Origin of the sequence: Streptosporangium nondiastaticum, from assembly GCF_003011965.1 — a bacterium.
In the GTDB taxonomy this organism is placed as follows: Bacteria; Actinomycetota; Actinomycetes; order Streptomycetales; family Streptomycetaceae; genus Streptomyces; species Streptomyces nondiastaticus.
Window position 1 is genome coordinate 1 of record NZ_PXWG01000108.1, and the last position, 22,597, is coordinate 22,597.

The window sequence follows — 22,597 nt, forward strand, 5'->3', positions numbered from 1 at the left end:
TGCGGGCGCCGGGCCGAGGGCGGCCCGGGCCCGCCGGACGTCCTCGGGGCTCGCGCCCGCAAGGCTCCTCAGCAGCCGTGCGGCCGTGGGCAGTTCACGCGTCCGCCCGTGGGTGAAGGCGTCCGGGTCCGCCGCCTCGGCGTGGGCCGCAAGGAAGTCCGACCCCACCAGCACGTCGTCGTCCAGGAACACCAGGCGGGCCCCGCGGGCCGCGGCCGCCCCGGCGTTGCGGGCCGCGGCCCGCCCCCGCAGCGGCCCTGGAACCAGCCGTACCGGCAGCTCGCGGGCCAGTTCCCCGGCCACGGCGGCAGGGCTGCCGGCCTCTTCGCCCACCGGCCCCGGATTGTCGTCGACCACGAGCACCTCGAAGGGCGGCGTCCCCGGGCCCTGCCCGGCCAGGCAGGAGAGCGTCGCGCGCAGGCGTGCCGCCGGCCCGCGGCTGGGCACGACGACGCTCAGCCGGGGAGCCGCCTCACCACTTGGCACCGGCATCGCGTCAGAGCGCGCGGACGAGGCCCGCGAAGACCTCGGCCAGCCGGTCCAGCACCGGCACGTCGGCGAGCAGCACCCGGTGGTGCAGCCACACACAGTCCCCGCCGATCTCCTCCGCGACGGGACAGTGCGCGGCCAGCTCCTCGGCGCCGCCCGGCACCGGCCCGTGCCGGAAGCCCTCGGTGCGGTAGACCGGCGGGAAGCCGACGAAGGCGGGGACGCCCCGCTCGACCAGCGCGTCCACCAGCGCGAGCCGCCGCCGCGCGGTGATGCCGGGCAGCCGCACCATGGCCATGTAGTGCGCGTGCAGGGTGCCGCGCTCGTCCCGGCCCTGGGGCACCACTCCGTCGATCGCCGCGAGCGCCTCGCGCAGGTGCGCCCAGCGCTGCTCGCGGACCCGCACCTGCTCGTCCAAGCGGCCCAGTTGGGCGCGCAGGACGCTCGCGGAGAACTCGTTCATGCGGTAGTTCGAGCCCTGGGTCAGATGGGCGTAGAGCCGGTCGCCGGGCGGCCGGCCGCAGCAGTGCCGCAGGTACGCCTGCCGGTGGGAGTCCTCGTCGGGCAGCAGCAGGGCCCCGCCCTCGCCCGCGGTCATCAGCTTGCCGTTCTGGAAGCTGAACGCGGCGATGCTGCCGAGCTCGCCGACCCGCCTGCCCTGCCACTGCGCGCCGTGGGCGTGCGCGGCGTCCTGCAGGAGGGGCACCCCGGTGTCCACGGACAGCTTCTCCAGCGCGTCCATGTCCGCGAACTGGCCCGCCATGTGCACCGGCATGATCGCCCTGGTCCGCGGCGTGACGAGCGCCGCCGCCGACTCGGGGTCCAGGCAGTAGGTGTCGGGCCGTACGTCGGCGGGGACCGGCGCGGCCCCGATGCGCTGCACGGCCAGGGAGGAGGAGATGAAGGTGAACGCGGGCACGACGACCTCGTCGCCGGGCCCCACGCCCATGACCTCCAGGGCGAGTTCCAGCGCGTGCGTGCCGTTCGTCGTCGCCAGCGCGTACGGCGCTCCGTGGTGGGCGGCGAATTCCCGCTCGAAGTTCTCGACCTCCGATCCTCCGTTGCGCCACCAGCCTTCCTGCGCGAGCGCCCGCAGAAGGCCGGCGCGCTCCTCCTCGCCGTGCTGCGGCCAGGAGGGAAAGAGCAGTTCTTCACCGGAGTCCGGCATGGTGAGCAGCCTTTCGGTCTCGCGCTGGTGATGGGCCGGTGTAAGGCGCCGTTCGACGGGAGGCGGAAAACGGTCCGGGGCCGCGGGAGCAGCCGCACGCCGTATCTCGCGGCCGGGAAACGGCCGGGAACAGGCGGGAATATGGCCCGGCCGAAGGGTCCGATGGGCGGCCGGGCAGGGGACATGCGATCCGGCCCCCGGTCGTGGGCCGGATCACATGCCCGTACATGAGCGTCCATCGCGGTAGTTGCCGGAGTCAACACCCCGGAGCGCAACTCGCGTACGAGCCGCAGGATTTCGCCGCACCCGTCATGACCTGCGGACCCGGCGCCGAACCGGCGGCCCGGGTGCGGTCGGAGGGGGTCCGACCGGTCCGCGCGGACGGTTTTTCCGCGCGGGAAGTGGCGCAAATCGCGTGCCTGGAGCCGGCGCCGGGGCAGGCGTATGGTGGGGCGGGTTCCGTCCGGATACGTGCCGTGTGAAATCTGCCGCTGTCCCGCCGAATCCGTACCGCCCCCGAGGGGAGAGCCCTCCCAAGAGGGGAGCACTCCCGGGAGAGACCGCTCCCCGCACCCGCCGTCCGCACCGTGGACGCTCTGCTCAGGGGCTGTTAATGTCCTCGGGCCATCGATGGCCGGACGATTTCGCCTGCGGTCATGATGCGTTCCAGAGCTGGAGGCAATTTCGTGCCACCTTCTCCGCCTTCTCCTCCTCCTTGTCCCCGCGCCCTCGTCATCGGCATCGACGGAGGCACATTCGACGTCATCGACCCCCTCGTCGCGCGGGGACTCCTGCCCCATATCGGCAAGCTGCTCGGCCAGAGCGCCCGGGCCGTCACCGACTGCACCTGGCCGGCCCACACGGCGCCCGGCTGGAGCACGTTCGTCAGCGCCAGCCGCCCCGGGGGCCACGGCATCTACCAGTTCCACGACACCCAGGACCCCGGCTACGGCGCCCGCGTCACCCGCTCCGCGGACCTGGGCCGTACCAGCGCGTGGGACTGGCTCGCAGCCCAGGGCCGCACCCTCGGCCTCGTCAACATCCCCATGTCCCACCCGCCGGCCGAGCTGCCCGGCTACCAGGTGACCTGGCCCCTGGAGCGCACGCTGCGGCACTGCCGGCCGCCCTCCCTGCTGCGCGAACTCGCCGCGGCAAAAGCCCACTTCCAGTCCGACCTCGCCACCATGTTCCGCGGCGACCTGGCCTATCTGGAGGAGGCGGAGCGCAACGTCGAGGCGCGCGTCCGCTCGGCGCGGCACCTGATGACCACCCGGCCCACCGACGTGGTCATGGTCGTCCTCACCGAGGCGGACCGGGTCGGCCACCACTACTGGCACTTCGGCGAACCGGACCACCCCGGCCACCGGCCGGCCCCGGAGGGCAGCGGCTGGGACGCCGCCGTCCCCCGCATCTACCAGGCCATGGACCGGGCCGTGGGGGAGCTCCTGGAGCTCGTCGACGAGGACACCAGCGTCGTGCTCGTCTCCGACCACGGCCTGGGCACCGGGCACCACGCGCTCGCGCTGCACACCCTCCTGGAGGAGGCCGGGCTGCTGGCCACCGCCCCCGGGGAGCGGCCCGAGGACGGCGCGGCGAGCTGGTTCGCCGGCGCGGGCCGCCACGTGGACTTCCGGCGCACCCGCGTCTACATGCCCGTACCCGGCAGCTACGGCCTCAACGTCAACGTACGGGGGCGCCAGCTGCGCGGCTGCGTCGCCCCCCGCGACCGCGAGCGCGTCATGGAGGAGACCGCCGGGCTGCTGGCGGGGCTCACCGGGCCGGACGGGCGCCGGGTGTTCCGGGCCGTCGTCCCCCGGGAGGAGGCCTACCCCGGCCCGCACTGCGGCCGCGCGCCCGACCTGCTCCTGCTGCCGGACGACGAGAGCGTCCTGCCCGTCTGCGACGTGGGCGGCGAGGTGTGGCGGCCCAGCCCCCAGACGGGCCTGCACCGCCACCGCGGCATGTGGGCGCACCGCTCTCCCCGCATCCGCCCCGGCCGCCTGCCCGGAGCCGTCGCGCTGACGGACACCATGCCCACGCTGCTGGCCGACCTCGGGGCTTCCTGGCCTCCGGACGTGCACGGCACGCCCGTCCACGACGTTCTCGCCGAGGGCGTGGACGTCCCGCCGCCCGACCCCCGCCTCGCGACGGTCCGCGCGGCCTCCGCACCCTCCGGCGAGGAGGCCGCCGAGACCCCCGCCGGCACCGAGGACGCGTACACCAGCGAACGGCTGCGCGAGATGGGCTACCTCTGACCGCCACCGGCCCGCGGCCGACGTCCGGGCCTCCTGGCACCCCGCCGCCCCCACGGAGCTGAGGAGAAAGGTTTCCGCGCATGGAGAAGACGGAGAACACGGGAAAGACCGTCACGGACGAGATCAAGGACCGCCTCCGCACGGTGCTCGTCGACTCCCTGGAGCTCCCCATGGAGCCCTCGGACGTACCCGACCAGGGACTCGTGGACAAGCTGGGACTCGACTCGATCAACACCATCGAGTTCCTCATCTGGGTCGAGAGCGAGTTCGGCATCGAGATCGCCGACGAAGACCTGTCGATCAAGCTCATCGACAGCCTCGACCTCCTGGCCGGCTACGTCCGCGAGCGCATGGCGTGAGCGCGGCAGCCGAACGCGCCCTGGTCATCGGGCTCGACGGCATGCCCCGGTCCCTGCTGACCCGGCTCGCCGCCGACGGCACCATGCCCCGCGTCGCCGGGCTGCTCGCCGAGGGCCACTGCGCCGAACTCCTCGCCCCCGTGCCCGAGATCAGCTCCACCTCCTGGGCCACCTTCCTCACCGGGACCAACCCCGGCCGGCACGGCATCTACGGCTTCACCGACCTCACCCCCGGCGGCGGCTACCGCATCCGCTTCCCCGGCCTGCCGGACCTGCGGGAACCCCCGCTATGGGAACTCGCCGCCCGGGCCGGACAGCGCACCCTGTGCCTGAACGTCCCCGGCACCTACCCCGCCCCGGACACCGCCGGCGCCGTCGTCTCCGGCTTCGTCGCCCCCGACTTCGAGCGCGCCGTCAGCCCGCCCCGCCTGCTGCCCCTGCTGCGCGGCTCCGGCTACGAACTCGACGTCGAGGTCGGGGACGTGGCCGCAGACCCCGCCGCCTTCCTGGACCGGGCCGAACGCGCCCTGCGCGCCCGCACCCGCGCCATGGAGCACCTCCTGCGCCACGAACCGTGGGACCTGGCGGTCACCGTGCTCACCGAGACCGACCGCGTCTACCACTTCCTGTGGCGCGCCGTCACCGACCCCGGCCACCCCCTGCACGAGCGGCTCCGCGCCTTCCACCGCCTCGTCGACGACAGCGTCGCCGCGCTCGTCGCGGCCCTCCCCGCCGGCACCGAGCTCTTCCTGATGAGCGACCACGGCTTCGGCCCCGCCGCCCACCAGGTCTACCTCAACGCCTGGCTCAGGGAGTCCGGCTGGCTCGCCCCGCTCGACGCCTGCCCCCGGCCGGACGCCCTCGACGCGCGCAGCACCGCCTTCGCCCTCGACCCCGCCCGCGTCTACCTCAACCGCAAGAGCCGCTTCCCCGGCGGCGCCCTCACCGACGCCGAGGCGGACGACGCGGCCGCCGAGATCGCCCGGGAACTGGCCGCACTGCGCTGCGACGGCACCCGCATCGGCCCCGACGCCGACGGGCCGCCGCTGCTGCGCTCCCTCCACCGCGCCGCCGAGGTCTACCACGGCCCGCTCCTGGACCACGCCCCCGACCTCGTGGCCGTCCCCGCGCCCGGCATCCAGCTCCGCGGCGGCTGGGGCGGCACCGCCACCGTGCGCACCGACGTCCTCAGCGGCACCCACACCCGCCACGACGCGGTCCTCTACCGGCGCGGCGCCGCCCCGCCGGACCCCCGGCGGCCCACCGCGCCGTACGACATGACGGACGTGGCCCCCACCGTCCTCGCGTCGATCGGCATCCGCCCGTACGGCCTCGACGGCACGCCCGTGCTCGGCACGGCGGACCCGCCGCCCGGCCCACCGGACCCCCTCGACACCAGGGAGCAGTGATGAAGCAGGATCTCGGTCTGGTACCTTCGGCGCCCAAACCGGGAACGCTCGACCTGACGCTCGACCCGCGCATCACGGACCCCGCGTCCTTCCGGGTCAGCTTCCTCATCCTCCTCGACGGCGACCTCGTGATGTCGCCCGAGCACCTGGGCGTGGCCTACATGACCAGCGTGCTGCGCCACACGGGCTTCACCGCCGAGATCCGGGAGGTGGAGCACGGCGACGACGAGGCCGCCGCCGCGGTCGAAGCCCTCAAGGACTTCCGCCCCGACCTCGTCTGCTTCACCCTCATGAGCCTCAACCTGGGCAGCTGCCTGACGCTGTGCCGGCTGCTGCGGGAGCAGCTCCCCGGCACGGTGATCGCCTGCGGCGGGCCCGCCGGCACCTTCGCCGGCTTGGACGTGCTGCGCAACAACCCCTGGGCCGACGTCGTCGCCGTCGGCGAGGGCGAACCCACCGTCCTGGACCTCGTCCAGCGGCTGTACCTCAAGGAGCCGCTCTCCTCCGTGCGCGGCATCTGCTACCGCGACGCCGACGGCACGCCGCGCCAGAACCCCGCCCGCCCCCTCATCCACAACCTCGAGGACCTGCCCTTCCCCGCCCGGGACCAGCTCAGCCAGCACGGCGACAAACTGGAGTACGTCCGGGTGAGCACCAGCCGGGGCTGCGTCGCCAACTGCGCCTTCTGCTCCGCGCCTCACCTGAAGAACCGGGTGCAGGCCGGCAAGGCCTGGCGCGGCCGCGGCCCGGAGCAGATCGTCGAAGAGGTCGCCGCGATCGTCGAGCGCCACCAGTTCCGCACCTTCGACTTCGTGGACTCCACCTTCGAGGACCCCGACGGCGGCCGCGTGGGCAAGAAGCGCGTGACAGCCATTGCGAACGGCATCCTCGACCGCGGCCTGGACATCTACTACAACGTCTGCATGCGCGCCGAGAACTGGCGCGACACCCCCGAGGACCACGCCGTCCTCGACCTGCTGGTCGCCTCGGGCCTGGAGAAGGTCAACGTCGGCATCGAGGCCGGCACCGCCGAGGAACTCCTGCTGTGGGAGAAGCGCGCCACCGTCGAGGACAACGTCACCATCATCAGGATGCTGCGCGAGCACGGCGTCTACCTCGCCATGGGGTTCATCCCCTTCCACCCCTACGCCACCGTGGAGACCCTCGTCGCCAACGCCGCCTTCCTGCGCGACAACTCCGGGCACAACCTGCGGCGGATGACCGAGCGCCTGGAGATCTACCCCGGCACCGCCATCGTGCGCCGCATGGAGGGCGACGGCCTGCTCGACGAGAGCTACCTCGACCGGCTCGACCCCTACGGCTACGACTTCCAGGACCCCCGGGTCGGCCGGCTGGCCAAGCACTTCGCCCGGCTCTACAACAACGACGACTACCACCATCACGGCGTCATCACCGAACAGTCCTCCGTGTTCGCCTTCGAGACCTACAACGTCGTGCTGCAGACCTTCATCTCGCGCCTGCACCGCAGGTTCGGCGCGCTCCCCGGCGTCGACGACGTGATGGAGGCCTTCAAGGCCCGCGTGCACGAGGTCCGCCAGGAGATGGGCCGGTACAACTACGGCTTCTTCATGGCCAACCTCGAAGCCGTCATGAACGACACCCTCGACCCCGCCGAGCAGGCCCGGCAGGTCGTGGACGTCGAGGAGTACTTCCACGACCGCATGCAACTGCTGCGCGACGAGCAACTGCGCGTGGGCAAGGCGCTCACCCGGCTCGGCGCCCGCGTCACCGAGGTCAGCTCGACGATCCCCAAGGAGCGCCCCGGCGGCCTGCCGCGCCAGTACACCGGGGAGGGCAGCGGAGCCACGTGGTGAGACCGGGGGAGGGCACGGCCGGGCCCGCACCGGCGCGGGTGGCCGTCTGCACCCTCAGCAGCAGGGAACTCGCCGGGCCGCTGGCCCGCCTGCCCGGCGTGGCCCTGGCGGGCACCCTGATGACCGCCAACCTGGGCATCGAGGAGATCGTCCGGACCCTGGCGCGCGAGCGCACCGTCCGCGGACTGCTGGTCTGCGGCCGCGACTCGCCCCGCTTCCTGGCCGGGCAGAGCCTCGTCGCCCTCTTCCGCCGGGGCCTGCCGCCCGGGAGCGGACGCATCCCCGGCGCCGCCGGCCACCTGCCCGTCCTGCGGTCGGTGACGCGGCGGGAGGTCGAGGAGGTGCGCGCCCGCGTGGAGCTCGTCGACCTGCGCGGCGAGCGCGACCCGGCGGTCCTGCGCGCCGCCGTCGCGGCGCTCGTCTCCGCCCTGCGCGAGGCCCCGCCTCCCACGGGTGGCCCCGGCGACGGCGCCGCTTCGTACGGACACAACGACCCCGCCTTCGGACTCCTGCACCCGGTGGGGCGGCGCAAGCCCCTCGACACGGGCATCGACGGCTTCGTCGTCATCACCGTGGACCGGGCGCACGGCCGCATACGACTGCGCCACTACGACTCCGACGTGACGCCCCGGCACGAAATGCAGGGCACGCGCGGGGAGACCATGCTGCTCGGCCTCCTGGAGGCCGGTGTGATCGAGGACCCCGCCCACGCCGGATACCTGGGCGGCGAACTGGCCAAGGCCGAGACGGCGTTGCGCCTCGGCCTGCACTACGAACAGGACCTGCCGCTGCGCCCGCCGGGACGGCCACCGCGCCGCGGCCCGCGGCGCACGACCGGGAAGGAGCGGACGACCGTGGCCGACGTGCCCGCGCTGGAGGAGTTCCTGACCCTGGTGGCCCGCACGCTGGGCGCCCGGGACACCGTGCTGGACCCTCACACGCCCCTCGGCGAGCAACTGACCGTGGACTCCGTACGCGTCATCGAGCTCACCGTCGTGCTGGAGGAGGAGCTCGGGGCCGAGCTCCCCGACGACGCCGACGTGGCCCGGGCCACGCCCGCGGACCTGTACAAGGCACTGCTGGGCTGAGGAGAGACGAGGAGGAGCATGGACAGGGTGTTGTTGCTCAACGGGCCCAACCTGGGAACGCTGGGCACGCGGCAGCCGGAGATCTACGGGACGCGGACCCTGGCCGAGATCGAGGCCGAGGTCGCCGAGGAGGTCCGCGGCCGAGGCTGGAGCCTGGTCGCCGAGCAGCGCAACAGCGAGGGAGAGCTCGTCGACCTCCTGGAGCGCCACCGGGACGTGGCCGGAGCGATCGTCAACCCGGGCGCACTGATGATCGCGGGCTGGTCGCTGCGCGACGCGCTGGCGGACTTCGGGCCGCCGTGGCTGGAGGTCCACCTGAGCAACGTGTGGGGCCGCGAGGCCTTCCGGCACGTCTCGGTGACCGCGCCGCTGTCCTCCGGCGTCGTGATGGGCATGGGGGCGCTGGGCTACCGGATGGCGGCCCGGGCCCTGACCCTCATGGTCCCGGAAGGGTGACGGCCCGCCGTGCCGGAGAAGGCCGCGTCAGGCCGGCCACACCTGCAGCTCCTCCTTGATCAGCCGCGCGCTCACCTCGTCGCACGCCGCCGGCAGCGGGCAGCCGGGCGGGAGGAACCGTACGGTGAAGGGCCCGTCGGTGAGGCCGCGCCAGCGGTGGGCCGCGGCCCGGGCCGCGTGCGCGCCCATGGGGACCAGGACCGTCACCGGGCAGGACAGCCGCCCGGCCGCCCGGCAGTCCTCCTCCGGCTCCCGGTCGCCCGCCCACAGCAGCACGTGGGAGGGCGGCGGATCCGCGCGCACGGCGCCGGCCAGCACGGCGCCCACCCGGTCGCCGGTGGTGAACAGCGCCCGGGGCAGGGCGCCGCCGGGCGGGCCCGCGAGACCCTCGACCCCTTGATCCACCGTCACTTCGGGCGCCAGCGTCCGGCGCCAGCTCTCCGCACCGTCCGCGCCTTCTCCGGCGGCCCGGCCGGCCACGACGACCAGCCGGGCCACCGGAGCCATCAGCCTTCCCGGCATGAGTCCCTCCCCCTTCGCGCGCCGCTACGGCAGGCCGTCGGTCATTCCGAGCGAGAAGTAGTTCTCGTAGCCCAGCAGGCGGCGCAGCCCGGGCTCGGCACGGGCGGCGACCTCCTCCTTCAGGCCGGTGAAGAAGTTCTGCTGCTGCCGGACGTAGCCGCGGCAGTAGTAGTTGAGGATGCCGTGGCGCGGCCGGCCGGTGGTGTTGGCGCCCGTCTGGTGCCACAGCCGGCCGTCGAAGACCATCACGCTGCCGGCCGGCGCGCACACCGGGACGGTCGCGGTGTTGCCCTCGCCCCGCTCGTAGTCCGGCTGCCGCCCCAGCAGGTGAGAGCCCGGCACCAGGCGGGTCGCGCCGTTCTCCGCGGTGAAGTCGTCCAGCATCCACATGCTGTTGGCCACCAGGGCGTACGGCGGCCAGGGCGGGCGGGCGAAGGTCTGGTCGGCGTGCAGATGCATCGGGGCCCCGCCGGGCCCGGCGATGTTGGCATGGGTGCTGGAGAGCAGGAAACCGACCCCCAGCAGCTCCTCCATCAAGCGCATGACGGAGGGGTCCCGGACGTTCTCCTCGAATTCCTCGCCCTTGTTGAGCAGACTGAAGACGCGCTGGTTGCCGCCGTCGTAGAGAAAGGCGGAACCGTCTTCGCGCTCCTGCTCGGCGACATCCAGCAGACGGCCCCTGAGCCTTTCGAACGCGCCCGGCGAAATCGGGCACTCAAGCAGGCAGTAACCGTGGTCGGCGAGATCTCTTGCGGCTGTTTCGACGTCATTCGTCAGAGTCGCGCGCATATGGCGAGGCTAGCAGCCGCCATTACCCCGGAACAACAGCGCGCCCGCACAACAGCGCGGTAATCCCAGCGACTTGATTCCCCGACACGCCGGAAGGGCGGACCCCACGATGACGTACGCACCCACACGACCGGACGGGCGCATCAGGATCGGGGTCTGGCTGACCCCCCAGCACACCTCCGTACGCGAACTGCGCGCCGCCTGGCGCGCGGCCGACTCCCTGGGCGTGGACTCCCTGTGGCTGTGGGACCACTTCTTCCCCCTCACCGGCGACCCCGACGGCAGCCACTACGAGGCGTGGACCCTGCTCGCCGCCCTGGCCGCCGACACCCGCGCCGCCCGCGTCGGCACCCTCGTCACCAACTACGCCTACCGCAACCCCGACCTGCTCGCCGACATGGCCCGCACCGTCGACCACCTCAGCGACGGCCGCCTCGTCCTGGGCATGGGCGCGGGCTGGGTCGAACGCGACCTCAAGGAGTACGGATACCCCGTGCCCGGAGCGGGAGAGCGCGTCGCCGGGCTCGTCGAGGCGGTGGCCCGCATCGACCGCAGGCTCGCCCGCCTCAACCCCGGGCCAGTGGGCGCCCTGCCCCTGCTGATCGGCGGCGACGGCCGCAGGCGCCTGCTGCGCTTCGCCGCCGAACGCGCCACCATCTGGAACACCATGGCCTGGCGCTTCGCCGAGGGCAACCGCGTCCTCGACCAGTGGTGCGCCGAGGTGGGCCGCGACCCGGCGGCGATCGAACGCAGCGCCTTCGTCACCCGCGACCAGACCGCCGGCGAACTGCACCGGCTGGTCGCCGCGGGCGCCCGGCACCTGATCTTCCAGGTCGGGCACCCCTTCCGGATGGACGGCGTCGAGCGGGCCCTGCGCTTCGCCCGCGAGGAACGGCCCGCGGACCCGCACTAGGGGAGCAGGACGTCCGCCAGCCGGTCCACCTGCGACAGCGCGGCCGCGGTGGGGTGCAGGACCACCTCGTCCACCCCGCCGGCGGCCAGCTCCTCGACGACCTCGCGGATCCGCTCCGGCGTGCGGGGCGTCTTCGCCACGAACTCCTCGGCCTCCGCGCCCAGCACGGAGAAGTAGTCCCGCACGAACGCCGCCGACTCCCGCTCCACGTCCTCGCCCAGCGCGAACCGCGCCAGCGCCACGATGCGCGGCGCGCCCGCGCGCCCGCCCTCGGACCAGGCCCGGCGCACCCGCTCGGCGAACGGCAGGACGGCCTCCGGCTCAAGGCCCGGCGCCGTCCAGCCGTCGCCCCGGCGCACCACGCGGCGCACGGCCGCGCTGCTCATCCCGGCCACCAGCACCGGCACCCCCGCACCGGCCCCGGCCTCCGCGCCCCGCCCGAGCAGCTCCAACTGCTCCTCGAAGGCCGCGCGCCGCCCCGCGAACGGGCGCCCCGCGGCCTCGAAGTCGTCCTCCCGCACGCCCGGCCCCACCCCCAGGACGAGCCGCCCGGGAGCCAGGGACGCGAGCGACGCCACCGACTTGGCCAGCACCGGCGCCGTGCGCAGCGGGCCGATCAGGACGTTGGTGAGCAGCCCGATCCGGGAGGTCACCGCGGCCGCGGCGGCCAGCGTGAGCAACGGGTCGTGGCCCGGGTACACCAGCCGTTCCGTGACGGCCAGCGAGGCGAATCCGCGGGCCTCGGCCCTTTTCGCCCATTCCGTCAAAAGGCGTCCGTCCGCGCCCGGCACAGTATTCGGCAGTGCAATGCTGATCCTCATCGTCCCCTTGCCCCCTGTCGTTCGTCTCCGGCGGCGCGTATGTTTTTTCGAGGCGCTCAATTTCCTCCGCGCACGGTCGCGCGCCGCGCACCGTGAACCCTCTTACAGCCGAGAGGAATCCCCGATGCCCGCTGCCCGTAAAGTGGCCGTGATAGGCCTCGACTCCGCGACTCCGCAGTACATGTTCGACCGGTTCGCCGACGACATGCCGGTGTTCACCGCACTGCGCCGCAATTCCCTGTGGGGGCCGATGCGCAGTGTCGACCCGCCCATCACCATGCCCGCGTGGTCCTGCATGATGTCGGGCCGCACGCCCGGCGAACTCGGCGTCTACGGATTCCGGGACCGTGCCGCCCACGACTACGGCCCGCTGAAGTTCGCCACGTCCCACAGCATCCGCGCCCCGCGGATCTGGGACGAGATGACGGAGGCCGGGCGCCCCAGCGTCGTCCTCGGCGTGCCCGGCACCTACCCGCCCGCCCCGATCCGGGGAGCGATGGTCTCCTGCTTCCTGGCCCCCAGCACACAGGCGCAGTACACCTCGCCGCCCGGCCTCGCCGGCGAGCTGCACGAGCTCACCGGCGGATACGCCCTGGACGTCGAGGACTTCCGGTCCCCCGAGCTGGGCCGCGTCTCGCAGCAGATCTTCGACATGAGCGAGCAGCGCTTCGAGGTCGCCCGGCACCTCGCGACCACCCAGGAGTGGGACTTCCTCTCCTTCGTCGACATGGGGCCCGACCGCCTGCACCACGGCTTCTGGAAGTACTGCGACCCCGGCCACCCCCGGCACGAGCCCGGCAACCCCCACGCCCACCTCTTCCGCGACTACTACCGCGCCCTCGACCGCCACCTCGGCCGGTTCCTGGAGTGCCTGCCCGAGGACACCGCCGTCCTCGTCGTCTCCGACCACGGGGCGCAGCCCATGGTGGGCGGCTTCTTCCTCAACGAATGGCTGCGCAAGGAGGGCCTCCTCGTCCTCGCCGAGGAGGTCACCGGTCCCACACCCGTCAGCGCGGCCCGGATCGACTGGAAGCGCACCACCGCCTGGGCCGAGGGCGGCTACTACGGGCGGATCTTCCTCAACGTCGAGGGCAGGGAGCCGCACGGCACGATCCCCGCCGCCGAGTACGAGAGCACCCGCGACCTCGTCGCCACGGCACTGGAGGCCGTGCCCGACGACCAGGGGCAGCCGATGGGCACCCGCGCCCTGCGCCCCGGCGAGCTGTACCCCGAGGTCAACGGCATCGCCCCCGACCTCCTGGTCTACGTCGGCAACCTGCGCTGGCGCGCCCTGGCCACCCTCGGCATGGGCAAGGGCCTCTACACGACGGAGAACGACACCGGGCCGGACCACGCCAACCACGGCGACACGGGCGTCTTCGCCCTCAGCGCGCCCGGCGTCGACCCGGGCGAGGCCGCCGGGCTCTCCCTCTACGACGTGGCACCGACCCTGCGGGCGCTCCTCGGCCTCCCGCAGCGCGGCTCCCGCCGGCCCGTCGCCTGACCTCATCCGCCCAGCAGCGCGTACGGAGTGGACGGCCCCGCAGGCCGTCCCTCCCCCCGCTCACGGCCCCCGTGCACGGTGTGCCGCCGCCGGTAGGAGTCCAGTTCGTTCGTCAGCCGGTCCCAGACGGCGGAGGAGCCCCCCGCCCGGCCCGGCCGCTCCAGGTCGACCAGGCGGTAGTCGTTGACCCACACCCGGTCCGCGCGCAGCCGCTCGGCGACGGCGCGCGCCCGCGCCGGGTCGGCGGACCACACCCCGGCGCTGAGCCGGTAGCGGGTGCCGTTGGCGATGCGCACCGCCTCCTCGTCGTCGGCGGCCCGCAGGACGGACAGCACGGGGCCGAAGATCTCCTCCTGCGCGACGGCGTCCCGCTCGCCCACCGAGGTCAGCACCGTGGGCCTGAAGTACGCGGCCGCGTCCAGCCCTCCGGCCAGCTCGCCCGCGGCCGGGGAACCACCCCCGCACGCCAGCAGCGCACCCTGGGACAGGCCCAGCTCGGTGAAGCGCCGGGCCGTGCGCGCCTGGCTGCGCGACACCAGGGGACCGAGGTCGGTGGCCTCGTCCAGCGGGTCGCCCAGCCGCAGCCGCCCCACCCGCTCGACCAGCCGCCCCACGAACTCTTCGTGGACGGCGGCGTGCACCACGGCCCGAGTGCCCGCCATGCACACCTGCCCGTTGTGCAGGAACGCCCCCCACACCACACCCCGTACGGCCTGCTCCAGATCGGCGTCCGCCAGCACCAGGTTGGGCGACTTGCCCCCCAGGTCCAGGCGGGTGCTCGTGCCCGCCGACGCCGCCCCCTGCCGTACGGCGTCACCCGTCTCGTCGGACCCGGTGAACGCCACGAGATCGACCCCCGGCGCCCGCACCAGGCTCTCACCGGTCACCGCGCCCGGACCCGTCACCACGTTGACCACGCCCGGCGGCAGCCCGCACTCGTGCAGCAGCCGCACCAGGCGCAGCACGGACAGCGAGGCGAACGAAGCCGGCTTGATCACACACGTGTTGCCCGCGGCGACGGCGGGCGCGATCCGCCAGGCGGCCAGCAGCAGCGGCAGGTTCCAGGGCACGATCGCGGCCACGACCCCGGCCGGCCGCCACACCACGTACGCGCCGCCGTCCCCGCCGTGCTCCCGCTCGGGCACGCGCTCCGCCCACCAGGCGCTCCACTCGAACGCCGCCGCCGCGCCGGGCACGTCCGCCCCCCGCGCCTTGCGCAGCGTCGCGCCGTTGTCGCGCACCTCCAGGCGCGCGAACTCCTCCGCCTCGCCGGCCAGCCGCTCCGCCGCCGCGCGCAGCAGCCGGGCCCGCTCCCGGGCCGGCATCCGGGGCCAGGGGCCCTCGTCGAAGGCCTTCCGGGCCGCCGCCACCGCCCGGCGCACGTCCTCGGGGCCGCCGCTCGGCACGTCGGCCAGATGACGCCGCGTCGCCGGCTCGAAGGTGCGCAGGACGGCACCGTCGTGGGCGGGCACAGCCAGGCCGCCGATGTACATGGGGAACTGCTCGGCCACGCTCTCCATGGGCCTCACCGTCTCCTTGTGTCGTCCGTGAGGTGCGCCCCGCGGGAACGCGCGGGCGGCGGCCGCGCCGGAGCACGGGGCCCCGGGGCGGCCGCCGCGCGCCGGCTACGCGGGCAGCGGCGGGATGTTGGGGTTGAACCGGAAGACGTTGCCCGGGTCGTGCCGCGTCTTCAGCTCCTGCAGCCGGGCGTAGTTCTCCGGCGTGAAGGCACCGCGGGCGACCTCCACCGAGGTGTTGTGGCCGGCGAGGAAGTTCAGGCACACCCCGGGCGTCGTCCAGGGCCGCAGGGCGTCCACGAAGCGCTGCTGCGCCCGGTCGACGGACTCGATCGTCTCCGGCTCGATCAGCGAGGCGATGTAGGCGTTGAAGACCGCGTCGGGGAAATGGCCCACCGCGCTGGGGACCTGCGGGGGCCGGGACAGGGCGCCGCCCAGGTGGCGCAGCTCCACCCCGTGCACCGCGTTCGTGCCGGGGCCCGCCAGCTCCAGGATCAGGTCGGCGGCCTTCTCGTCGAGCCGGCGGAGCATGAAGGTCTTGCTGTAGCTCGCCACCGGCGACGGCGGGTCGTTGTGGATCTCCCCGGCGCGCGTGTACGGCAGAGAGGCGACCGTGTCCATGACGACGTTCCCGGCCGCGCGCAGTTCGGCGAAGTAGTGCTCGGCCTCCTCGGGCTCCCCGAGGTGGGCCAGCCGGATGTGGGTGACGAACTTGCCGCGCAGCGGCCCCGGCAGCCCGTCGGCGTCGGGGTACTCGGCGAGGAACACCGAGGACGCCATCTCCTCCGGCATCCGGGGCGCCCACGCGAGCCAGGTCTTGAGCACCGCCGGGGTCGACTCGGCGTCGAAGAACAGCCCGCCCCCGTACACCCGGCTCACGGGGAACAGCCGCACCTCCAGGGAGGTGACGATGCCGAGGTTGCCCTTGCTGCCCCGCACCCCCCAGAACAGGTCGGGGTGCTGCTCGGGGGTGACCTCCAGCAGCCGGCCGTCGGCGGTGACGAGGTCGAAGGAGGTGATGTGGTCGGTCGCGAATCCGTACTTGCGGGAGAGCAGCCCGAGCCCCCCGCCGAGGGAGTACGAGACCGCTCCGACGAACGGCGCCGAGCCGTTGAGCGGCGCCAGCCCGTGCACGGCCGCCTCGTGGATCACCTGCTCCCAGCGGACGCCCGCCTCGATGCGCGCCGTGCGGGCCCGCGGATCCACCCGTACACCGGTCATCCGCCGGGTGCCGATGAACACGTCGGTGGCGGGCCGGGAGATCCCGTGGCCGGTCGCCTGGACCGCCACCCCGAGGCCGCGGTCCGCGGCGAAGCGCACGGCCGCGATGACGTCGGCCGCGCCGGTGGCGCCGACGATCAGCGCCGGGCGGTGCGCGACGGACAGCTCGAAGCCGGCGAGCTCCTCGTCGAAGCCCTCCTCCCCGGGCAGCAGGACGGGGCCGGCGACGCGAGCTCTGAGCTCCTCGGCGTCCGGTGCGCCGAGCGGGACGGGCGCGCCCGGTGACTGGTGGCTTGCTGAATTCACCGATGAACCTTTCTGGATGGAGCGGGACGAGCGTCCGCGCCGGGCGGGCCGCAGGACGCCGGCCCGCCGGGCGCGGGGGTTTCGGGCCGGGCCGGTCAGTGCCGCGGTCCGAGGACCACGGGCAGCGACCGGACGGCGAGGGGCAGTAGTTCGCTGCTGTGCTCGATCTCCTCGGGCGGCACGGCCGGCGCGATGCCGGGAAACGCCGCGAGGAGCCGGGCGACGCCCGCGGTCAGCTCGGCGACGGCGAGGTCGGCCGCCGGGCAGGCGTGCCGGCCGGCGCCGAAGGCGATGGCGCGGTCGGCGATCCGGGCGATGTCGAGGACGTCGGGGTCGGGGAAGGCCTCCGGGTCGCGGGAGGCGGCCGCCACCAGCGGCAGCACCGCCTCCCCGGCGGCGATGCGGCTGCCGGAGAGCACCACGTCCTCGGTGGCGACCCGCAGCAGCCCGTCGTGGGTGGAGGGGTAGAAGCGCAGCAGTTCCCACACGGCCACCGGGACGAGGGCCGGGTCGCCGGCCAGCCGGGCGGCGAGGCCGGGGGAGGAGAGCACGCCGAAGAGGTGGCGGGCCAGCAGGTCGCGGATGGTGACGAAGCCGGAGATGATCAGGCCGTGGAGGAGCAGCTTGCGGTCCTCGTCGGTCAGGGGCGCGGCGCCGTCCTGCGGGTCCGTGGCCAGGAGCGCGTGGGCGACGCTGTCGCCGGGCGCGGCCCTGCAGGCGGCGAGCAGCTCGTCGAGGGCCTTGCCGAGCCGGTCCCGGGCGGCCGCCAGGTCCTCCTCGGCGGCTCCCCGGGGCAGCAGCAGGAGCTCCACGTCGGAGGTGACGGCCCGCCAGCGGTCGCCGGGCAGGCCGAGCAGCTCGCAGGTGACGCGGCCGGCGAAGGGCGCGGTGTACGCCGTGACCAGGTCGACGGTGCCGGTCCCGGCGGGCAGCCCGGCGAGGACGTCGCCGGCGATCTCCTCGATGCGCGGCACGAAGCGCTCGGCCCGCTCCGCGCCGAACGCGGCGGCCACCGGCCCCCGCAGCCGGGCGTGCTCCGGCGGGTCGAGGTCGACGATGCCGGAGCCCTGCGAGCGGCCAAAGCCCCGCCCGGGCAGCAGGGCCGCCCGGTGCCGGCTGAAACGGTCGTCGGCCAGCACGGTCCGGACGTCCTCGTGGCGCATGGCCAGGCGGATCCGCGCCCCGTCGGCGAGCCGGACCTCGGGCACGGGGTCCTCGGCCAGGAGCCGTCCGAACAGGGGCGGGACCGTGCCCAGGGGGCCGGGCGGGAAGGGGAAGAGGGGCGGCACGCGCGGGGTCATGCGGTCCGGCCCCCGTCGCCCCGCGCACCGGTGCGGTCCGGGCCCGGCCGGGCGAAGTCCCGCGCCAGGACGAGGTTGTCCAGCTGGTGCTCCACGACGATGTTGCCGCAGCCGTAGTCGTCGGCGATCAGCTCCACGTCCTCGGCGGACACCAGGTGGGCCGGATCGGACAGCAGGGTCGCGATGCCCCGGGCCGGGGCGAGGACCTCCAGGGCGAAGCCGCGGGCCACGTGCTGGCGGTGGGTGTGGGCGGCGGCGATGAGGAAGGTGTCGTCGGTGTCGCAGATCAGGTGCCACAGGGCCCGGGCCTGCAGGAAGCGGCGGGGACGGTCGGTGAAGCGGCGGGAGGACACCAGGGCGGCCCCCTCCGCGCCCCGGCTCGTGCCGAGGGCGACCAGCCCGCGGTCGAGGTAGGGGACCTGCTCGGTGCGGTAGCTCATGAAGGGGGCCGGGTCGAAGGGCTGGGTGTCCTCCAGACCGGCCCACGCGCGGACCAGGTGCGCCACCTCGTAGCCGAGGTGCCAGGGGTTGTCGAGGCGGCCCGGGGCGAAGAACCGGGCGCTCACGTCGGCGCAGGCCTCCCGCAGCTCCACGAGGGCGTCCGCCGGCGCGGCGCCCTCGGGGGCCGTGCCCATCAGCGCGCGCGCCCGCGCCACCCACTGCAGCTGGTCGGCGATCCGCTCCGGCCGCACGCCGTTGAAGAAGTCACTGGCCAGCGGCTCCGGCAGCTGCTCGGCGGCCTTGACGATGTCGGCCTCGTACGGTTCGGCCTCGCTGTACGGGTCGAGGCCCAGGCGCGCGGCGATGCGGCAGAACGCGGCCTCCTCCTCGTCGGTGGCGCGGATCGCCGCCCACTCCTCCTGGAGCGGGGTGTCCGTGACGCCCTGCCCGGCCAGCCGGTCCGCGACGGCGTCCACGAACGCGGCCAGGGAGGCGGTGAACGCCGCGCTCTCCACACAGCTGTTGCCGCGGCTCGCGAAGCGGTCGCCGGGGCGGACGTCGGGCCCCATGTCGGGCATCCACACGATCCGCGTCTCCCGGCCCTCGGGCACGAAGAGCATGTCCGGCCAGCGGAAGCCGTCGCAGGCCGCGCGTAAGACGTGGCGGCGCGAGCGGACCCACCAGGCGCCGCGGTCGTCACCGACGCCGTACTTGTAGGCGAAGCGGAGCTGGGATATCTGGGTGCCCGGGCGTGCGTCGGCCACGAGCGACCACCAGTTGAAGGCGATCCATTCGGCCATGGGGTAGAGGGAGCCGGTGACGTGCTCGCGGTACGTGCCGGCGCCGGGCTCCCGGATCAGGGTGACGGTCTCGGCGCCCACCGCGATGCGCAGGTCGGCCCAGGTCGCCCGCAGCTCGTCCCGGCCGCCGGCGGGGGCCTCGCGCCAATTCCACTGCAATTGGAACTCAGGAAGCATGGTCCGCCAGCCCTTCCGGCCATTCACTCGGGTGGAGTTCGTATCCGGTGTATTCGCCGGGGCGCCGGCCGGTCAGCCGGAATTCCACGACGGTGTCACCGGACCGGTGCCAGACATAGCGCGGGAAGCCGCCCAGCCACGGGCCGCCGAGGTGTCCGGTGAGAATGCCGGAACGGAGCGTGGCCAGCGGGGCGTAGGCCAGGGGGCCGGCCGACTCCGGGGGCGGCCCGGCCGGATCGTTGCCGAAATCCCGGGGCGCGAAAGCGGCCGCCGCGGAGAGTTCTTCGCGGGTGACACGTGCGGGGAGCGGGGACAGGGCGCGGCGTGGTTCCCGCCGCCGCCCGGGCGCTCGTAGGGCCATGGTGCCCACCTTCCGGAGAACGGTTGCGCGGAACGGGGGTGGCGGCGGAGCCCGGGCGCGTCGCCGGATCCGGGCTCCGCGAAAGGGCTACTGGGGGAGCGGGGCGAAGAGGTCGATCACGGTGCCGTCGGGGTCCTTGATGATGGCGTAGCGCTGGCCCCACACGGCGTCCCACGGCTTGAGGTGGCCCTCGTAGCCGGCGTCGACGAGCTCGGCGTACTTGGCGTCCACGGCCGCGCTGTCGGGGAACTCGAAGGCGATGGCGACGCGGTGACCGCCGGTCGGGGCCTCCCACTGCGGGTCGTACGAGCGGATCGTGGCCGCCGTGTCCCAGGCGAGCCGGACGCCGCCGTCGAGCACCACCTCGACGTGCGGAGCGGCGTCGGCCTCGGCGGGGATCTCCACGCCCAGCAGGCGGTAGAACTCCAGCGACCGGGCCATGTCCTCGACGACCACCGCGAAGAGGGAAATCCTTGCTGACATGCGTTTCCTTTCCTGCACTTTCTTGCACTTTAAAATGGGTCTCCGGGGGGCGGCCGTCTTCCGTCCGGGCCGGCCGGGCCGCGAAGTCCGAATGTGCTGGACCCGTGCAGGCTAGTGACCCATCGGCGGACTTGGCCAATCGCCCTATCGCTTCCGCGTGTCAACGCTGCCTATTGAGGGGCGATTTCAGGACAGCGGAACGCCGTCCCAATCCGACGGCACGTCACGCCCAAGCAGTTCGCACACGGTTGCGGGTATGTCGACGGGCGACGCGACGCGGGACCGCACGGCGCCGCCGGAGAAGTCCGGGCCCAGCGCCGCCCAGTAGGAGTCGCGGCGGTGCCAGCCGCTCTGCCAGTCGCGGTGCACGTGGGAGGCCCATGCGGGATCCCCCAGGGGGAGGTAGCGCCAGTCCGCCGGCTCCAGGACGAGGTCCGGCGCCAGGTGGACGGCCTCGCCCGCGTACACCTCTTCCCGCCGGTGCACGGCCGTCAGGAACGGCCTGCCCGTACGGGGGTTGAGCCGCTCCAGCAGCGCAGCCGCGACCTCGGCGCGCACCGCCTCGTAGTCGCGCTCGGCGACCGTGCCGTGCTTGTACCGCCCGCGCAGGTTCACGTTCACTCCGTGCGTGCCCTGCACCGCCTCGAAGGCCCGGCTGCGCGCCCACTCGGCGCGGCCGTCCGCGGCGTGGGAGAGGAAGCCGCAGGACTCCAGCTCGGCGTTGACGGAGTGGTAGTTGCGCAGCGGGCCGAAACCGATCTCGGAGAACGCCAGGACGGTCGTGCCGTCGTCCGCCCGCTCCAGGACGTCCTGGATGACGCGGTCGCAGGTGCGGTAGGCGGCGAGGACGGCGCTCGACTCCTCGTGCTCCGGCCCCCGTTCCAGCTCCTGCCAGTAGATGTGCGACGTCCGGTCGATGGAGGTGAGGTTGACCAGCACGACGTCGTGCTCGTCCAGGAGCGCGAGCGCCGCGCGCCCGCGCTGGACGTCCGCCTCCAGCAGGGAGGGCAGCAGCTCGTCACGGTCCTGGCCGGTCCAGAACACCGACACGTCGTGGACCGGCCGGACGCCCCGCGCCGCCAGGGTGCGCTGCAGGCTCCGCGGGTGGCAGGCGTGGAGGGTGGCGTACATCGGATAGGTGATCAGCGAGCCGTCGAACGGCTCGGGCGGATGGGTGCCGAACACGCCGAGCGAGGCGAACCGGACGCCGGCGAACACCTCCTGCTGCCACAGCACCGGGAACCGGCGGTCCTTCGAGGTCAGGACCTGCGGGGCGTACTCGGGATCGTGGCAGGTCCAGTAGGAGTAGAAGCCGTGCCGCCCGGCCCGCCGCCCGGTCAGGACGCTCAGCAGGCCCGGCGGCTCGTACGGGGTGCCCTCCGCGCGCAGCGGCCCGTGGACACCCTGCGCGCGCAGCCGGGCGAAGCCGGGCAGCAGACCCTTCGCGCACCACCGGTCGAGCAGCTCGGGCGCCGCTCCCTCGGTGATGATGACGACGACACGCTGGCGAAACGTCACGTACGACTCCCTCGGTCTGCTGGGCAGTTGGCATACCGGTCATCGGAGAACGTGGAGGAGCGAGCGGCGGAGGGGAGGGAAGCGGAGGCGGAGGAGACGGAGGATCAGGCCGCGCGCAGCAGGCGCAGGCGATCGCGGGTCGCCTTCGGCAGACCCGACACCACACGGTCGTATGAGTGTTCCACCATTTCGCGCACCTCCTCCACGGGAACGGTCCCGTTCAGGACAACCGTGTTCCAGTGGCGCTTGTTGACGTGATAGCCGGGCTCCACGGCGGCGTACTGCTCCCGCAGGTGCAGGGCCAGATCCGGCTCGCACTTCAGCGTGACCTGGGCAGGACGCTCCCCGGACGGGTCCTGGAGGATCGCGAACACCTTGCCCTCCACCTTGAACACCGTGGCCCCCGGACCGAACGCCTCGTCGTCGAAGGCCTCCGGCAGCTCCAGCGCGAAGTCCGACAGTTCCTGCGGGGTCATGGGCGTTCCTTCTTCCGGTGGCGGGCGGCTGTTCCGCCCGCACGGGGCGAGTGGGGTGCAACGCCAGCGTAGGGCCGCGCGGGGCCCGTGATGCGCCCGGGCACGGCCGCTGATCCACGATGGCCGAAACCCGGCGGGGAGTTCCGGCCCGCACCGGACCGCCGGCGGAGGCGTCCTTGACGCGCCGCTCGGGCCGTTGCAAGAGTTTCACCCGTCCCGCACTCCTGTCCGGGGCCTGTTCGTCCTCCCGGTGCTGCCCGGTCGCAGCCCCGGTGCCCGCGCGCCTGAAGCGCGTCACCCCCTCACCCGAGCGGGCCGCGCCCGGCCCCGGCCGCCCCACCGCCGGCCGACCGGCGCCCCCGGAGCCCGCCGGTCACCCGCGCCCCGG

At 73.9% G+C, this 22,597-nt stretch carries 21 protein-coding genes; 8 read left to right on the forward strand and 13 right to left on the reverse strand.

Features of this window, described 5'->3' with window-relative positions:
• Together B7P34_RS26890 and B7P34_RS26895 are read right to left on the reverse strand one after the other, a co-directional pair.
• Nucleotides 1-492: glycosyltransferase family 2 protein (locus B7P34_RS26890; RefSeq protein WP_146166931.1), on the reverse strand; the 492-nt coding region annotated here is incomplete at its 3' end.
• A 4-nt stretch (nt 493-496) separates the two neighbouring features.
• Nucleotides 497-1,657 (reverse strand): DegT/DnrJ/EryC1/StrS family aminotransferase, encoded by a 1,161-nt coding sequence (locus B7P34_RS26895; protein WP_106680661.1) that lies wholly within the window; start codon nt 1,655-1,657, stop codon nt 497-499.
• Between the two features lie 686 nt (nt 1,658-2,343).
• Between B7P34_RS26895 and B7P34_RS26900 the strand changes: the two genes are divergently transcribed.
• From B7P34_RS26900 to B7P34_RS26925, 6 genes are all read left to right on the forward strand, one after another.
• Entirely contained in the window at nt 2,344-3,912 is a 1,569-nt protein-coding gene (locus tag B7P34_RS26900) for an alkaline phosphatase family protein (protein WP_189383073.1), read from the forward strand.
• Nucleotides 3,913-3,992: 80 nt separating this feature from the next.
• Nucleotides 3,993-4,271: an acyl carrier protein gene (locus B7P34_RS26905; RefSeq protein ID WP_106680665.1), complete on the forward strand. Its 279-nt coding sequence runs from the start codon at nt 3,993-3,995 to the stop codon at nt 4,269-4,271.
• Nucleotides 4,268-5,680 (forward strand): alkaline phosphatase family protein, encoded by a 1,413-nt coding sequence (locus B7P34_RS26910; RefSeq protein WP_106680667.1) that lies wholly within the window; start codon nt 4,268-4,270, stop codon nt 5,678-5,680. Before B7P34_RS26905 ends, B7P34_RS26910 begins: the two co-directional genes overlap by 4 nt.
• On the forward strand, nt 5,680-7,515 hold the full coding sequence (locus B7P34_RS26915; protein ID WP_106680669.1) for a B12-binding domain-containing radical SAM protein: 1,836 nt from the start codon (nt 5,680-5,682) through the stop codon (nt 7,513-7,515). The genes B7P34_RS26910 and B7P34_RS26915 overlap by 1 nt, the downstream gene beginning before the upstream one ends.
• Nucleotides 7,512-8,603, forward strand: coding sequence for a DUF4346 domain-containing protein (locus B7P34_RS26920; RefSeq protein WP_189383075.1), 1,092 nt, complete (start codon nt 7,512-7,514; stop codon nt 8,601-8,603). Before B7P34_RS26915 ends, B7P34_RS26920 begins: the two co-directional genes overlap by 4 nt.
• Before the next feature lie 18 nt (nt 8,604-8,621).
• Nucleotides 8,622-9,059 (forward strand): type II 3-dehydroquinate dehydratase, encoded by a 438-nt coding sequence (locus B7P34_RS26925; RefSeq protein ID WP_106680673.1) that lies wholly within the window; start codon nt 8,622-8,624, stop codon nt 9,057-9,059.
• 27 nt (nt 9,060-9,086) lie between these two features.
• Here B7P34_RS26925 and B7P34_RS26930 read toward each other — a convergent pair whose 3' ends face one another.
• Together B7P34_RS26930 and B7P34_RS26935 are read right to left on the reverse strand one after the other, a co-directional pair.
• Complete coding sequence (locus tag B7P34_RS26930) at nt 9,087-9,581, reverse strand: hypothetical protein (protein WP_146166932.1); 495 nt, start codon at nt 9,579-9,581, stop codon at nt 9,087-9,089.
• 24 nt (nt 9,582-9,605) lie between these two features.
• Nucleotides 9,606-10,370 (reverse strand): phytanoyl-CoA dioxygenase family protein, encoded by a 765-nt coding sequence (locus B7P34_RS26935; RefSeq protein ID WP_106680676.1) that lies wholly within the window; start codon nt 10,368-10,370, stop codon nt 9,606-9,608.
• 109 nt (nt 10,371-10,479) lie between these two features.
• Here B7P34_RS26935 and B7P34_RS26940 point away from each other — a divergent pair, with 109 nt between their 5' ends.
• Entirely contained in the window at nt 10,480-11,283 is an 804-nt protein-coding gene (locus B7P34_RS26940) for an LLM class F420-dependent oxidoreductase (RefSeq protein WP_106680678.1), read from the forward strand.
• Here the strand turns inward: B7P34_RS26940 and B7P34_RS26945 are convergent.
• Nucleotides 11,280-12,104, reverse strand: coding sequence for an LLM class flavin-dependent oxidoreductase (locus tag B7P34_RS26945; protein WP_106680696.1), 825 nt, complete (start codon nt 12,102-12,104; stop codon nt 11,280-11,282). The two genes, B7P34_RS26940 and B7P34_RS26945, sit on opposite strands and share 4 nt — an antisense overlap.
• Before the next feature lie 124 nt (nt 12,105-12,228).
• Between B7P34_RS26945 and B7P34_RS26950 the strand changes: the two genes are divergently transcribed.
• Nucleotides 12,229-13,608, forward strand: a complete 1,380-nt coding sequence (locus B7P34_RS26950; protein WP_189383077.1) for an alkaline phosphatase family protein — start codon at nt 12,229-12,231, stop codon at nt 13,606-13,608.
• A gap of 2 nt (nt 13,609-13,610) precedes the next feature.
• On the opposite strand, the gene B7P34_RS26955 is transcribed toward B7P34_RS26950, so the two are convergent.
• The 8 genes from B7P34_RS26955 to B7P34_RS26990 form a co-directional block, all read right to left on the reverse strand.
• A complete protein-coding gene (locus B7P34_RS26955; RefSeq protein ID WP_106680682.1) occupies nt 13,611-15,128 on the reverse strand; it encodes an aldehyde dehydrogenase family protein in 1,518 nt (505 codons plus the stop codon).
• Nucleotides 15,129-15,233: 105 nt separating this feature from the next.
• The gene (locus B7P34_RS26960) at nt 15,234-16,652 is read right to left on the reverse strand and encodes an FAD-binding oxidoreductase (protein WP_106680683.1); all 1,419 of its coding nucleotides are present in this window, start codon (nt 16,650-16,652) and stop codon (nt 15,234-15,236) included.
• A gap of 95 nt (nt 16,653-16,747) precedes the next feature.
• Nucleotides 16,748-17,953 (reverse strand): cytochrome P450, encoded by a 1,206-nt coding sequence (locus B7P34_RS26965; protein WP_106680685.1) that lies wholly within the window; start codon nt 17,951-17,953, stop codon nt 16,748-16,750.
• The gene (locus tag B7P34_RS26970) at nt 17,950-19,371 is read right to left on the reverse strand and encodes a hypothetical protein (protein ID WP_146166934.1); all 1,422 of its coding nucleotides are present in this window, start codon (nt 19,369-19,371) and stop codon (nt 17,950-17,952) included. Before B7P34_RS26970 ends, B7P34_RS26965 begins: the two co-directional genes overlap by 4 nt.
• Nucleotides 19,361-19,732: a hypothetical protein gene (locus B7P34_RS26975; RefSeq protein WP_106680688.1), complete on the reverse strand. Its 372-nt coding sequence runs from the start codon at nt 19,730-19,732 to the stop codon at nt 19,361-19,363. Before B7P34_RS26975 ends, B7P34_RS26970 begins: the two co-directional genes overlap by 11 nt.
• A gap of 87 nt (nt 19,733-19,819) precedes the next feature.
• Complete coding sequence (locus B7P34_RS26980; protein ID WP_106680690.1) at nt 19,820-20,215, reverse strand: VOC family protein; 396 nt, start codon at nt 20,213-20,215, stop codon at nt 19,820-19,822.
• 186 nt (nt 20,216-20,401) lie between these two features.
• The gene (locus tag B7P34_RS26985; protein ID WP_189383079.1) at nt 20,402-21,733 is read right to left on the reverse strand and encodes an alkaline phosphatase family protein; all 1,332 of its coding nucleotides are present in this window, start codon (nt 21,731-21,733) and stop codon (nt 20,402-20,404) included.
• A gap of 104 nt (nt 21,734-21,837) precedes the next feature.
• Nucleotides 21,838-22,209, reverse strand: coding sequence for an MmcQ/YjbR family DNA-binding protein (locus B7P34_RS26990; protein ID WP_106680694.1), 372 nt, complete (start codon nt 22,207-22,209; stop codon nt 21,838-21,840).
• Nucleotides 22,210-22,597 lie beyond the last annotated feature (388 nt).